The following is a 13,391-nucleotide window of genomic DNA, read 5'->3' as shown; positions in this document are numbered from 1 at the left end:
CCGGAGATAGGACATGACTGCGCTCTACATGATTATCGGCACCCTGGTGGCTCTGGGGGTGCTGGTCACCTTCCATGAATTCGGTCACTTCTGGGTGGCACGCCGCTGTGGGGTCAAGGTGCTGCGCTTCTCGGTCGGCTTCGGTGCGCCGCTGCTGCGCTGGCATGACCGGCACGGTACCGAGTTCGTGGTCGCGGCGATCCCGCTGGGCGGTTACGTCAAGATGCTCGACGAGCGTGAGGGGGAAGTCCCGCCGGCGCTGGTCGAGCAATCGTTCAACCGCAAGTCGGTGCGCCAGCGCATCGCCATCGTTGCCGCCGGCCCCATCGCCAACTTCCTGCTGGCGATCCTGTTCTTCTGGTTCATCGCCATGCTGGGCACGCAACAGGTGCGCCCGGTCATTGGCGCGGTCGAAACGAGCAGCCTGGCGGCGGCCGCCGGCCTGAGCGTCGGGCAGGAAATCGTTTCCATCGATGGCAAGCCGACCAATGGTTGGTCGGCGGTCAATCTGCAATTGGTTCGCCGCCTCGGTGAGAGTGGCACCTTGCGGGTCGGTGTGCTCGACGAGGGCGCCACGGTCGAGCGTCAGCACGAGATTCAGCTGAGCCACTGGCTCAAGGGCGTCGATGAGCCCGATCCGATCCAGTCCCTGGGGCTGCGCCCTTGGCGCCCGGCGGTCGAGCCGGTGCTGGCCGAGATCGATCCGAAAGGCCCGGCCGCCGCGGCGGGGCTCAAGACGGGCGACAAGCTGCTTGCCCTCGATGGCGCCGCGCTGGGCGACTGGCAGCAGGTGGTCGACGCGGTGCGTGCCCGTCCTGAAAGCAAAGTAAGCCTGCGCATCGAGCGTGACGGCGCGCAGCTGGAGGTGCCGGTCACCCTGGCGCGCAAGGGCGAAGGCCAAGCTTCCGGTGGTTACCTGGGCGCTGGCGTCAAGGCGGCGCAGTGGCCGGCGCAGATGCTTCGCGAGGTCAGCTACGGGCCGTTGGAGGCCGTGGGGGAGGGGCTTTCGCGTACTTGGAACATGAGCGTCCTGACCCTCGAATCGCTGAAGAAAATGCTGTTCGGAGAGCTCTCGGTAAAAAACTTGAGCGGACCGATAACCATTGCTAAAGTGGCGGGCGCTTCAGCCCAGTCGGGTATTGGGGATTTCCTGAATTTCCTGGCCTATCTGAGCATAAGCCTGGGGGTTCTGAACCTGCTGCCCATCCCGGTACTGGATGGGGGGCATTTGCTGTTCTACCTGATCGAATGGGCGCGCGGTCGTCCGCTCTCGGATCGGGTGCAAGGTTGGGGGGTCCAGATCGGTATCAGTTTGGTCGTCGGGGTGATGTTGCTCGCCCTGATCAATGATCTGGGTCGACTATAAAAGCTTCGCTCAATCGCGAAACCTGCCGCCTCATCGCGGCGGGTTGTTTATTGCCAGTTGGAATAAAAGGACTTCATGAAACGTCTGCTGCTAACTGCGGTGCTCTCCGCACTGATGATCGCTGAAGTTCACGCCGAGTCCTTCACCATCTCCGATATTCGTGTCAACGGCTTGCAGCGGGTGTCCGCCGGCAGCGTGTTCGGCGCGTTGCCGCTGAACGTCGGCGACCAGGTCGATGATCGCCGCCTGGTCGACTCCACCCGCTCGCTGTTCAAGACCGGCTTCTTCCAGGACATCCAGCTGAACCGCGACGGCAATGTCCTGATCATCAACGTGGTCGAGCGCCCGTCGGTGTCGAGCATCGAGATCGAAGGCAACAAGGCGATCAGCACCGAAGACCTGATGAAAGGCCTCAAGCAGTCGGGCCTCGCCGAAGGCGAGATCTTCCAGCGTGCCACGCTCGAAGGCGTGCGTAACGAACTGCAGCGCCAGTACGTCGCGCAAGGCCGCTACTCCGCCGAAGTCGACGCCGAAGTCGTCCCCCAGCCGCGCAACCGCGTCGGCCTGAAGATCAAGATCAACGAAGGCACCGTGGCCGCGATCCAGCACATCAACGTGGTGGGCAACACGGTATTCGACGACGAAACGCTGGGGCAGCTGTTCGAGCTCAAGACCACCAACTGGCTGTCGTTCTTCAAGAACGACGACAAGTACGCCCGTGAAAAACTGTCCGGTGACCTGGAACGCCTGCGCTCCTACTACCTGGACCGCGGCTACATCAACATGGACATCGCCTCGACCCAGGTGTCGATCACCCCGGACAAGAAGCACGTCTACATCACCGTCAACATCAACGAAGGCGAGAAGTACACCGTTCGCGACGTGAAGCTGTCCGGTGACCTCAAAGTGCCGGAAGACCAGGTCAAGTCGCTGCTGCTGGTGCAGCCAGGCCAGGTGTTCTCGCGCAAGGTGATGACCACCACGTCCGATCTGATCACCCGTCGCCTGGGTAACGAAGGCTACACCTTCGCCAACGTCAACGGCGTACCACAACCAAACGACCAGGATCACACCGTCGACATCATGTTCGTCGTCGATCCGGGCAAGCGTGCCTACGTCAACCGCATCAACTATCGCGGCAACACCAAGACCGAAGACGAAGTGCTGCGTCGCGAGATGCGCCAGATGGAAGGCGGCTGGGCCTCGACCTACCTGATCGACCAGTCGAAGACCCGCCTCGAGCGCCTGGGCTTCTTCAAGGAAGTCAACGTCGAGACCCCGCCGGTGCCAGGCACCGACGACCAGGTCGACGTCAACTACAGCGTCGAAGAACAGGCTTCCGGTTCGATCACCGCCAGCGTCGGTTTCGCCCAGAGCGCGGGCCTGATCCTGGGTGGCTCGATCAGCCAGACCAACTTCCTGGGTACCGGTAACAAGGTCTCCATCGGCCTGACCCGTTCCCAATACCAGACCCGCTACAACTTCGGCTTCGTCGACCCCTACTTCACCGCCGACGGTGTCAGCCTGGGCTACAACGCCTTCTACCGCAGCACCAACTACGACGACCTCGACGTCGACGTGGCCAGCTATGCGGTCGACAGCCTGGGTGCCGGTGTCAGCCTCGGCTACCCGATCAGCGAGACCTCGCGCCTGACCTATGGCCTGACCGTACAGCAGGACAAGCTCAAGACCGGCAAGTACACCGTCGACGAGATCTTCGATTTCGTCGACAAGGAAGGCGACAACTTCCTGAACTTCAAGGCCTCGATCGGCTGGTCCGAGTCGACCCTGAACAAAGGCGTGCTGGCAACCCGTGGTCACTCGCAAAGCTTGACCCTGGAGTCCACCATCCCGGGCAGCGACCTGTCTTTCTACAAGCTCGACTATCGCGGCCAGCTGTTCAAGCCGATCAACAACGACTACACCCTGCGCCTGCACACAGAACTGGGCTATGGTGATGGTTTCGGTGGCACTTCGGGCCTGCCGTTCTACGAGAACTACTACGCGGGTGGTTTCAACTCCGTCCGTGGCTTCAAGGACAGCAGCCTCGGACCACGCAGTACGCCTAGCCGCGGTGAAGGCAACCCTGGCGGCAAACCAGGCACCATCGCCGACCCGGACCAGGATCCGCTGCCGTTCGGTGGCAACGTGCTGGTGCAGGGCGGTGTCGAGTTGCTGTTCCCGCTGCCGTTCGTCAAGGACCAGCGTTCGCTGCGCACTTCCGTGTTCTGGGACGTGGGTAACGTGTTCGACACCAACTGCGGCAGCAAGCCTGATTGCGCGAAGGTCGGTTTCTCGGACATGGCCAGCTCCGTCGGTCTGGGCGTGACCTGGATTACCGCGCTGGGCCCGCTGAGCTTCAGCCTGGCGATGCCGATCAAGAAGCCGGACGACGCCGACACCCAAGTATTCCAATTCTCTCTGGGCCAGACCTTCTGAGGTCGGCCCCGGTTTAACGACAACGGTTTATCCAGGAGTTCATCGTGCGTAAGTTGACCCAACTGGCCATCCTGGCCGCTGCGCTGGTCGCCACCCCGGCTTTCGCCGAAATGAAGGTTGCCGTGCTGAACTATCAGATGGCCCTGCTCGAATCCGACGCGGCCAAGAAGTACGCCGTCGACGCCGAGAAAAAATTCGGCCCGCAACTGACCAAGCTCAAGGGCCTGGAAAGCAGCGCCAAAGGCATCCAGGACCGCCTGATCAAGGGCGGCGACAAGATGCCCCAGCCAGAGCGTGAGCGCCTGGAGCTCGAGTTCAAGCAGAAGGCCCGTGACTTCCAGTTCCAGTCGAAGGAGCTGAACGAAGCCAAGGCCGTTGCCGACCGTGACATGCTCAAGCAGCTCAAGCCCAAGCTTGACGGTGCTGTCGAGGAAGTGATCAAGAAGGGTGGCTTCGACCTGGTGCTCGAGCGCGGCGCGGTCATCGATGTCAAGCCTCAGTACGACATCACCCGCCAAGTCATCGAGCGCATGAACCAAGCGCGTTGATATGACCGTGACCATGACACTCGGCCAGCTGGCCGAGGCCCTCGGGGCCACGCTGAAAGGCCCCGAGGCGCTGCAGATCACCGGGCTGGCCACCTTGCAGGAGGCCGGTTCCGGGCAGTTGAGCTTTCTCGCCAACAAGCAGTACCGCAAGTTCCTGGACGATTCCCAGGCCAGCGCAGTGCTGCTCAAGGCAGAGGACGCCGAAGGCTTTGCCGGCAACGCGCTGATCGTGGCCGACCCTTATCTCGCCTATGCGCGCATTTCGCACCTGTTCGATCCAAAGCCCAAGGCTGTGGCGGGAATTCATCCCAGCGCCGTGGTGGCTGAAGATGCGCAGGTCGACGCCAGCGCCAGCATCGGTCCGTTCGTCGTGATCGAAAGCGGTGCCCGCATCGGCGCCGATGTGACCGTCGGTGCCAACTGCTTCATCGGTGCCCGCTGCGTGATCGGCGAAGGCGGCTGGCTCGCGCCGCGCGTCACGCTTTATCACGATGTCACCATTGGCAAGCGTGTGGTGATCCAGTCCGGCGCAGTGATCGGTGGCGAGGGCTTCGGCTTTGCCAACGAGAAAGGTGTCTGGCGCAAGATCGCCCAGATTGGCGGTGTGACGTTGGGCGACGATGTGGAAATCGGTGTGAATACCGCCGTGGACCGTGGCGCGTTGTCCGACACGCGAATCGGTGATGGCGTCAAGCTCGACAACCAGATCCAGATCGCCCACAACGTGCAGGTCGGTGACCACACCGCGATGGCGGCTTGCGTCGGGATCTCCGGTAGCACCCGTATCGGCAAGCACTGCATGATTGCCGGTGGCGTCGGCATGGTTGGCCATATCGATGTCTGCGACAATGTGTTCGTGTCCGGCATGACCATGGTGACCCGCTCCATTACCGAACCGGGTGGCTATTCTTCCGGTACGGCCATGCAGCCGTTGGCCGAATGGCGCAAGAGCGCCGCGCGCATTCGCCAGCTGGACGAGATGTCCAAGCGTCTCCAGCAGCTGGAAAAACGAGTTGACACCGTGACCTCAGGTGGCCAGCCGACATCAGAAGGCTGATACCCATTCCTGAGCGAGCGTTCACAGTCGCTGGCTGGCTCCTCTTTGGATCTGCAAAAGGAGCGTGTGGTCGGTACCTGCGCTCCCTATTCTTATTACAGGCTTCCCCCCGAAATGATGGACATCAACGAGATTCGCGAATACCTGCCTCACCGTTACCCGTTCCTGCTGGTGGATCGTGTGACGGAGCTGGACTTCGAGGCCCAAAGCATTCGTGCCTACAAGAATGTCAGCATCAACGAGCCGTTCTTCAATGGCCACTTCCCGGCGCATCCGATCATGCCCGGCGTGCTGATCATCGAGGCGATGGCACAGGCGGCCGGTATTCTCGGGTTCAAGATGCTCGACGCCAAACCGGCCGACGGCACCCTCTACTACTTCGTCGGCTCCGACAAGCTGCGTTTCCGCCAGCCGGTGCTGCCGGGCGACCAGCTGGTGCTGGAAGCCAAGTTCCTCAGCCGTAAAAGCATGATCTGGAAGTTCGAGTGCCGTGCCCTGGTCGACGGCAAGCCGGTCTGCTCGGCTGAAATCACCTGCGCGGAACGCTCCCTATGAGTTCGATTGATCCTCGGGCGATCATCGATCCTTCGGCCAAGCTGGCCGAAGGGGTCGAGGTCGGCCCCTGGTCGATCGTAGGCCCCGACGTGGAGATCGGGGAGGGCACCATCATTGGTCCGCATGTGGTGCTCAAGGGGCCGACCCGCATCGGCAAGCACAACCGGATCTACCAGTTCTCGTCGATTGGCGAAGACACCCCTGACATGAAGTACAAGGGGGAACCGACGCGCCTGGTGATGGGCGATCACAACGTGATCCGCGAGGGCGTCACCATTCACCGTGGGACCATCCAGGACCGTTCGGAGACGACGCTGGGCGATCACAACCTGATCATGGCCTATGCTCATATCGGCCACGACAGCGTGATCGGCAACCACTGCATCCTGGTCAACAACACGGCGCTGGCCGGCCACGTGCATGTGGGCGACTGGGCGATCCTGTCGGGCTATACGCTGGTGCACCAGTACTGCCATATCGGTGCTCATGCGTTCTCTGGCATGGGGACGGCGATCGGCAAGGATGTACCAGCCTATGTCACGGTCTTCGGCAGCCCCGCCGAAGCGCGCAGCATGAACTTCGAAGGCCTGCGTCGCCGTGGTTTCAGCGATGAAGTGCTGCACGCTCTGCGCCGTGCCTACAAGATCGTCTACCGTCAGGGCCTCACCGTCGAAGAGGCGATGAAGGCGCTGGACGAACTGGTCGCTCAGTTCCCCGAGGTTGAATTGTTCCGCCAGTCGATCGCCAATTCCGCCCGCGGCATTACCCGCTGACATGGCTCGGCTCTGTGTTGCGCTGGTCGCTGGCGAGGCCAGCGGCGACATCCTCGGTTCCGGTCTGATGCGCGCCATCAAGGCGCGCCACCCTGACGTGCGGTTCATCGGTGTCGGTGGCCCATTGATGGAGGCCGAGGGCATGAGCTCCTATTTCCCCATGGAGCGCCTGGCGGTCATGGGGCTGGTCGAGGTGCTCGGGCGCCTGCGCGAGCTGCTCAAGCGGCGCAAGGAACTGATCCGGACGCTGATCGACGAAAAGCCCGACGTGTTCATCGGCATCGACGCCCCCGACTTCACCCTCAACATCGAACTCAAGCTGCGCCAGGCCGGTATCAAGACCGTGCACTACGTCAGCCCGTCGGTCTGGGCCTGGCGGCAGAAGCGTGTGCTGAAGATTCGCGAAGGTTGCGACCTGATGCTCACCCTGTTGCCTTTCGAGGCGCGCTTCTATGAAGAGCAGGGCGTTCCGGTGCGCTTTGTCGGTCACCCCCTGGCCGACACCATTCCCCTCGAGGCTGATCGCGCTGCCGCCCGTGTTGAGCTCGGCCTGGCCGAAGGCCCGGTCATCGCCCTCATGCCGGGTAGCCGGGGTGGCGAAGTGGGGCGTCTGGGGGCGCTGTTCCTGGACGCCGCGCAGCGTTTGCGCGAGATGGTGCCGGGCGTGCGTTTCGTCTTGCCCTGCGCCAATGCCGCACGGCGTGCCCAGGTCGAACAGATGCTCGAAGGCCGCGACCTGCCGCTGACGCTGCTCGATGGCCGCTCGCACCAGGCCTTGGCCGCTTGCGACGCGGTGCTGATCGCCTCTGGCACGGCGACGCTCGAGGCGATGCTGTACAAGCGCCCCATGGTCGTGGCCTATCGCTTGGCGCCACTGACCTACTGGATTCTCAAACGCATGGTCAAAAGCCCGTACGTGTCGCTGCCCAACCTGCTGGCCCAGCGCATGCTGGTGCCGGAGTTGCTGCAGGATGCCGCCACCAGTGAAGCCCTGGCGCAGACTTTGGCGCCACTGGTCGGGGACGGCTCGCAACAGACCGACAGTTTTGACCAGATTCACCGCACGCTGCGCCGCGACGCCTCCAACCAGGCGGCTGACGCAGTGCTTGCCCTGTTGAAGGACCGTTGACATGCAGATGGGGCTGGATTTCAACCTGGTCGAAGAGCTGGTGGCCGGCGTCGACGAAGTGGGCCGTGGCCCACTGTGCGGCGCGGTGGTCACCGCGGCGGTGATTCTCGATCCTCGCCGGCCGATCCTTGGCTTGAACGATTCGAAGAAACTCACCGAGGCCAAGCGCGACGCATTGTTCGACGAGATCCGTGAGAAGGCGCTGAGCTTCTGCATCGCCCGGGCCGAGGTCGAGGAGATCGACCGCCTGAACATTCTCCAGGCCACCATGCTGGCCATGCAGCGTGCGGTCGAAGGGCTGCATGTCACACCGAAACTGGCGTTGATCGACGGCAACCGCTGCCCGAAGCTCGCGGTGCCGGCGGCACCGGTGGTCAAAGGTGACTCCCAGGTACCGGCGATCGCGGCGGCTTCGATCCTGGCCAAGGTTACCCGTGACCGGGAGATGAGCGAGTTCGAGCTGATCTACCCGGGGTACGGGATCGGCGGGCACAAGGGGTATCCGACGCCTGTGCACCTCGAGGCACTGGCCCGGTTGGGGCCGACGCCCATCCATCGGCGTTCGTTCGCACCTGTTCGAGCCGCGTGGGAAGCCCGTGAAGGGCTTTCCAGCTCTTTGATCTGATGCATTGCGGCCGCTTTGCGGCCGCTTTGCGGCCCTTCGCGGGTAAACCCGCTCCCACGGGGATATCGCTGAGCCTGTGGGAGCGGGTTTACCCGCGAAGGGTCCCCGAAATGCATTGCGCAATTAAGCTACAATCCCGCCCTTGTCGTTCAGCTCTGCTACAGGATCCTCCATGTCGGTCTCCTTCGTTCACCTTCGCGTGCACTCCGAATTCTCCCTGGTCGACGGCCTGGTGCGGATCAAGCCGCTGGCCAAGGCCCTGGCCGGGATGAACATGCCGGCGGTGGCGATCACCGACCAGAGCAACATGTGCTCGCTGGTGAAGTTCTACAAGACCGCGATGGGCGCCGGGATCAAGCCGATCTGCGGCGCCGACCTGTGGCTGGCCGGGGCGGACCCTGAAGCGCCGTTGTCGCGCATCTGCTTCCTGGCCATGAACCCCAAGGGCTACCGCAATCTCACCGAGCTGATCTCGCGGGGTTGGACCGAGGGCCAGCGCAACGGCCTGGTGATCATCCAGCGCGACTGGATCGCCCCGGCCAGCGAGGGATTGATCGCCCTGTCCGCAGGCAAGGAGGGCGATATCGGCATGGCCTTGATGGCCGGTCGCCAGGCTGAAGCCGAAGTATTGCTCGGCGACTGGATGGGCATGTTCCCGGATCGTTTCTACGTCGAGGTGCAGCGCACCAACCGCGCCGGCGATGAAGAATACGTGCATGCCGCCGTCGCCCTGGCCGACAAGTTCGCTGCGCCGCTGGTGGCGACCAACGACGTGCGCTTCATCAAGCAGACGGATTTCGACGCCCACGAGACCCGTGTATGCATCGGCGAGGGCTGGACCCTCGACGACCCGCGCCGCCCGCGTGGCTACAGCGACCAGCAGTACTTGAAATCGGCCGAGGAAATGGCCGAACTGTTCAGCGACCTGCCCGATGCCATCGCCAACACCGTGGAGATCGCCAAGCGCTGCAACATCACCGTGCAGCTGGGCAAGTACTTCCTCCCCGATTTCCCCACGCCCAATGGCATGGGCATCGACGATTACCTGCGCCATGTCTCCCACGAAGGTCTGGAAGAGCGCCTGGCGGTACTGTGGCCAAAAGAGACCACACCGAACTACGAAGAGAAGCGCCAGGTCTACCTGGACCGCCTGAAGTTCGAGCTGGACATCATCATCCAGATGGGCTTCCCCGGTTACTTCCTGATCGTCATGGACTTCATCAAGTGGGCCAAGAACAACGACGTGCCGGTCGGGCCGGGCCGGGGGTCGGGTGCCGGTTCGCTGGTGGCCTACGTGCTGAAGATCACCGACCTCGACCCGTTGGCCTACGACCTGCTGTTCGAACGTTTCCTCAACCCTGAACGTATTTCCATGCCCGACTTCGACGTCGACTTCTGCATGGACGGCCGCGACCGGGTGATCGACTACGTGGCCGAGGCCTATGGCCGCAATGCGGTGAGCCAGATCATCACCTTCGGCACCATGGCCGCCAAGGCGGTGGTGCGTGACGTGGCGCGGGTGCAGGGCAAGTCGTACGGCCTGGCCGACCGCCTGTCGAAAATGATCCCCTTCGAAGTGGGCATGACCCTGGAGAAGGCCTACGAGCAGGAAGAGATCCTGCGCGACTTCCTCAAGAGTGACGAGGACGGCCGCGAGATCTGGGAGATGGCGCTCAAGCTCGAGGGGGTCACCCGTGGTACCGGCAAGCACGCCGGTGGCGTGGTGATCGCGCCGACCAAGCTCACCGATTTCTCGCCGATCGCCTGTGACGAAGAGGGCGGCGGCCTGGTGACCCAGTTCGACAAGGATGACGTCGAGGCTGCGGGCCTGGTGAAGTTCGACTTCCTTGGTCTGCGTACGCTGACGATCATCAAGTGGGCGATGGAGATCATCAACCGCGAGCAGAAAAAGAACAATCTGCCCGACGTCAACATCGACTTCATCCCGCTGGATGATCGCAAGACGTACGAGCTGTTGCAGAAGGCCGAGACCACGGCCGTGTTCCAGCTCGAATCCCGTGGCATGAAGGAGCTGATCAAGAAGCTCAAGCCCGACTGCCTGGAAGACCTTATCGCACTGGTGGCACTGTTCCGCCCGGGCCCGCTGCAATCGGGCATGGTGGACGACTTCATCAACCGCAAGCACGGCCGCGCCGAGCTGGCCTACCCGCACTCGGACTACCAGTACGAGGGGCTCAAACCGGTCCTGGCTCCGACCTACGGCATCATCCTGTACCAGGAACAGGTGATGCAGATTGCCCAGGTGATGGCGGGCTACACGCTCGGTGGCGCGGACATGCTGCGCCGCGCCATGGGTAAGAAAAAGCCAGAAGAGATGGCCAAGCAGCGCGGCGGCTTCATCGAAGGTTGCGTGGCCAACAATATCGACGCGGACCTGGCGGGCAACATCTTCGACCTGGTGGAGAAGTTCGCCGGTTATGGCTTCAACAAATCCCACTCCGCCGCCTATGGCCTGGTCTCATACCAGACCGCCTGGCTGAAGACCCATTACCCGGCGCCGTTCATGGCCGCGGTACTGTCGGCGGATATGCACAACACCGACAAGGTGGTGGTGCTGGTCGAGGAAGTGCGCAGCATGAAGCTGCGCCTCGACGCGCCGGACGTGAACTTCTCCGACTTCAAGTTCACCGTCAACGACGACGGTCGCATCGTCTACGGCCTGGGGGCGATCAAGGGCGTTGGCGAGGGGCCGGTGGAGGCGATCGTCGAGGCGCGCGCGGCAGGTGGCCCGTTCAAGGACCTGTTCGACTTCTGCGAGCGCATCGACCTCAAGCGCGTCAACAAGCGCACCCTCGATGCCTTGATCCGCAGTGGCGCGCTCGACCGGCTGGGCCCGCACTTCCATGACGAGATCAAGGCCTACCAGGCCAACATCGACCGTAACCGTGCGGTGCTGTTGTCGGCTCTGGAAGAAGCGGTGAAGTCCGCCGAGCAGACCGCCCGCACCGCCGACAGCGGCCACGTCGACCTGTTCGGTGGGCTGTTCGTCGAGGAAGATTCGGACGTCTACGCCAATCACCACAAGGTACGCGAGCTGACCCTCAAGGAGCGCCTGAAAGGCGAGAAGGACACGCTGGGTCTCTATCTCACCGGTCACCCGATCGACGAGTACGAAACCGAGATTCGCCGCTTCGCCCGCCAGCGCATCGTCGACCTCAAGCCTGCGCGCGACACCCAGACCATCGCCGGCATGATCATTGCCCTGCGGGTGATGAAGAACAAGAAGGGTGACAAGATGGGCTTCGTCACCCTCGACGACCGCTCCGGGCGCATCGAGGCCTCGCTGTTCGCCGACGCCTTCATGGCTGCCCAGGCCCTGTTGCAGACCGACGCCATGGTGGTGGTGGAGGGGGAGGTGAGCAACGACGACTTCTCCGGTGGCCTGCGCCTGCGGGTCAAGACGGTGATGACCATGGAGGACGCGCGCACCAAGCTGGCCGAGAGCCTGCGCCTGAAGATCAGCCACGAGGCACTCAAGGGTGACCGCCTCAGCTGGCTGGGCGAGCTGATCAACCGCCATCGCGGTGGCTGCCCGATCACCCTGGAGTACACCGGCAGCGACGCCAAGGCCATGCTGCAGTTTGGCGACCAGTGGTCCATCGACCCGGCCGATGGCCTGATTCAGGCACTGCGTGACCAGTTCGGGCGTGAGAACGTCTTCCTGCAATACCGTTGAAACGACGCATTTTAATCTCGACCTTTATGCGCCCTATCCCTTAAGGTAGGGCGCCACACGGATCAACCGGCCGGCCGCCTGGCCGTAGACCCAAGACGGAAGCCTATGAACCCGAATTTCCTCGATTTCGAACAGCCGATTGCCGACCTGCAAGCCAAGATCGAAGAGCTGCGCCTGGTGGGTAACGACAACTCGCTGAACATCAGCGATGAAATTGCCCGTCTGCAGGACAAGAGCAGCACCCTGACCGAGAGCATCTTCGGCAACCTGACCAGTTGGCAGATTGCCCGCCTGGCCCGTCACCCGCGCCGCCCGTACACTCTCGACTACATCGAGCACATCTTCACCGAGTTCGAAGAGCTGCACGGCGACCGTCACTTCTCCGACGATGCCGCGATCGTCGGTGGCACCGCGCGCCTGAACGACAAGCCGGTCATGGTCATCGGTCACCAGAAGGGCCGTGAAGTGCGCGAGAAGGTACGCCGCAACTTCGGCATGCCGCGCCCTGAGGGTTATCGCAAGGCCTGCCGCCTGATGGAGATGGCCGAGCGCTTCAAGATGCCGATCCTGACCTTCATCGATACGCCGGGCGCCTACCCGGGCATCGACGCCGAAGAGCGCAACCAGAGCGAGGCCATCGCCTGGAACCTGCGTGTGATGGCGCGCCTGAAAACGCCAATCATCGCCACCGTGATCGGTGAGGGTGGTTCCGGCGGCGCGCTGGCCATTGGTGTGTGCGACCAGCTGAACATGCTGCAGTATTCCACCTACTCGGTGATCTCGCCGGAAGGCTGCGCCTCGATCCTGTGGAAGACCGCGGACAAGGCCGCCGACGCGGCTGAAGCCATGGGCATCACCGCCGAGCGCCTGAAGAGCCTGAACATCGTCGACAAGGTCATCCAGGAACCGCTGGGTGGCGCCCACCGTGACCCGGTGAAGATGGCGGCGAACGTGCGCGCCGACCTGATCGAGCAGTTGGACATGCTTGGCAAGCTCGACAACGACACGCTGCTCAAGCGCCGTTACGATCGCCTGATGAGCTACGGCCTCTGAGGCACTTCGGGGCTGCTTTGCAGCCCATTCGCGGGCAAGCCCGCCCCCACAGGTATAGCGTCGCTCTTGAGGGCTGCGCGGTCCCTGTGGGGGCGGGCTTGCCCGCGAATGGGGCGCACAGCGCCTCCCGGCATTCAGGAATCCTGTGA

At 62.9% G+C, this 13,391-nt stretch carries 10 protein-coding genes; all 10 read left to right on the top strand.

What is annotated here, in order from left to right; translation table 11 throughout:
* The first annotated feature begins 13 nt into the window (after positions 1 to 13).
* A complete protein-coding gene (rseP, locus tag JYG34_RS20005) occupies positions 14 to 1,366 on the top strand; it encodes a sigma E protease regulator RseP (RefSeq protein WP_213658003.1) in 1,353 nt (450 codons plus the stop codon).
* 75 nt (positions 1,367 to 1,441) lie between these two features.
* On the top strand, positions 1,442 to 3,805 hold the full coding sequence (gene bamA, locus JYG34_RS20000) for an outer membrane protein assembly factor BamA (RefSeq protein WP_213658002.1): 2,364 nt from the start codon (positions 1,442 to 1,444) through the stop codon (positions 3,803 to 3,805).
* 44 nt (positions 3,806 to 3,849) lie between these two features.
* Entirely contained in the window at positions 3,850 to 4,353 is a 504-nt protein-coding gene (locus tag JYG34_RS19995; protein WP_011535271.1) for an OmpH family outer membrane protein, read from the top strand.
* A gap of 1 nt (position 4,354) precedes the next feature.
* Positions 4,355 to 5,410, top strand: a complete 1,056-nt coding sequence (gene lpxD / locus JYG34_RS19990; protein ID WP_213658001.1) for a UDP-3-O-(3-hydroxymyristoyl)glucosamine N-acyltransferase — start codon at positions 4,355 to 4,357, stop codon at positions 5,408 to 5,410.
* A 114-nt stretch (positions 5,411 to 5,524) separates the two neighbouring features.
* Complete coding sequence (gene fabZ, locus JYG34_RS19985; protein ID WP_011535269.1) at positions 5,525 to 5,965, top strand: 3-hydroxyacyl-ACP dehydratase FabZ; 441 nt, start codon at positions 5,525 to 5,527, stop codon at positions 5,963 to 5,965.
* Positions 5,962 to 6,738: an acyl-ACP--UDP-N-acetylglucosamine O-acyltransferase gene (gene lpxA, locus JYG34_RS19980; protein ID WP_213658000.1), complete on the top strand. Its 777-nt coding sequence runs from the start codon at positions 5,962 to 5,964 to the stop codon at positions 6,736 to 6,738. The genes fabZ and lpxA overlap by 4 nt, the downstream gene beginning before the upstream one ends.
* A 1-nt stretch (position 6,739) precedes the next feature.
* Positions 6,740 to 7,867 carry a lipid-A-disaccharide synthase gene (gene lpxB, locus JYG34_RS19975; RefSeq protein WP_213657999.1) on the top strand — a complete coding sequence of 376 codons (1,128 nt, stop codon included), beginning with the start codon at positions 6,740 to 6,742 and terminating at the stop codon, positions 7,865 to 7,867.
* 1 nt (position 7,868) lies between these two features.
* The gene (rnhB, locus tag JYG34_RS19970) at positions 7,869 to 8,492 is read left to right on the top strand and encodes a ribonuclease HII (protein WP_213657998.1); all 624 of its coding nucleotides are present in this window, start codon (positions 7,869 to 7,871) and stop codon (positions 8,490 to 8,492) included.
* A gap of 172 nt (positions 8,493 to 8,664) precedes the next feature.
* Positions 8,665 to 12,189 (top strand): DNA polymerase III subunit alpha, encoded by a 3,525-nt coding sequence (gene dnaE / locus JYG34_RS19965; protein WP_213657997.1) that lies wholly within the window; start codon positions 8,665 to 8,667, stop codon positions 12,187 to 12,189.
* A 105-nt stretch (positions 12,190 to 12,294) separates the two neighbouring features.
* Positions 12,295 to 13,242, top strand: a complete 948-nt coding sequence (locus tag JYG34_RS19960; protein WP_213657996.1) for an acetyl-CoA carboxylase carboxyltransferase subunit alpha — start codon at positions 12,295 to 12,297, stop codon at positions 13,240 to 13,242.
* Positions 13,243 to 13,391 lie beyond the last annotated feature (149 nt).

Source organism: Pseudomonas entomophila (assembly GCF_018417595.1).
GTDB classification, from domain to species: domain Bacteria; phylum Pseudomonadota; class Gammaproteobacteria; order Pseudomonadales; family Pseudomonadaceae; genus Aquipseudomonas; species Aquipseudomonas entomophila_C.
Note: the sequence above shows the minus strand (reverse complement) of the source record. Positions and strands in the feature narration are given on the sequence as shown.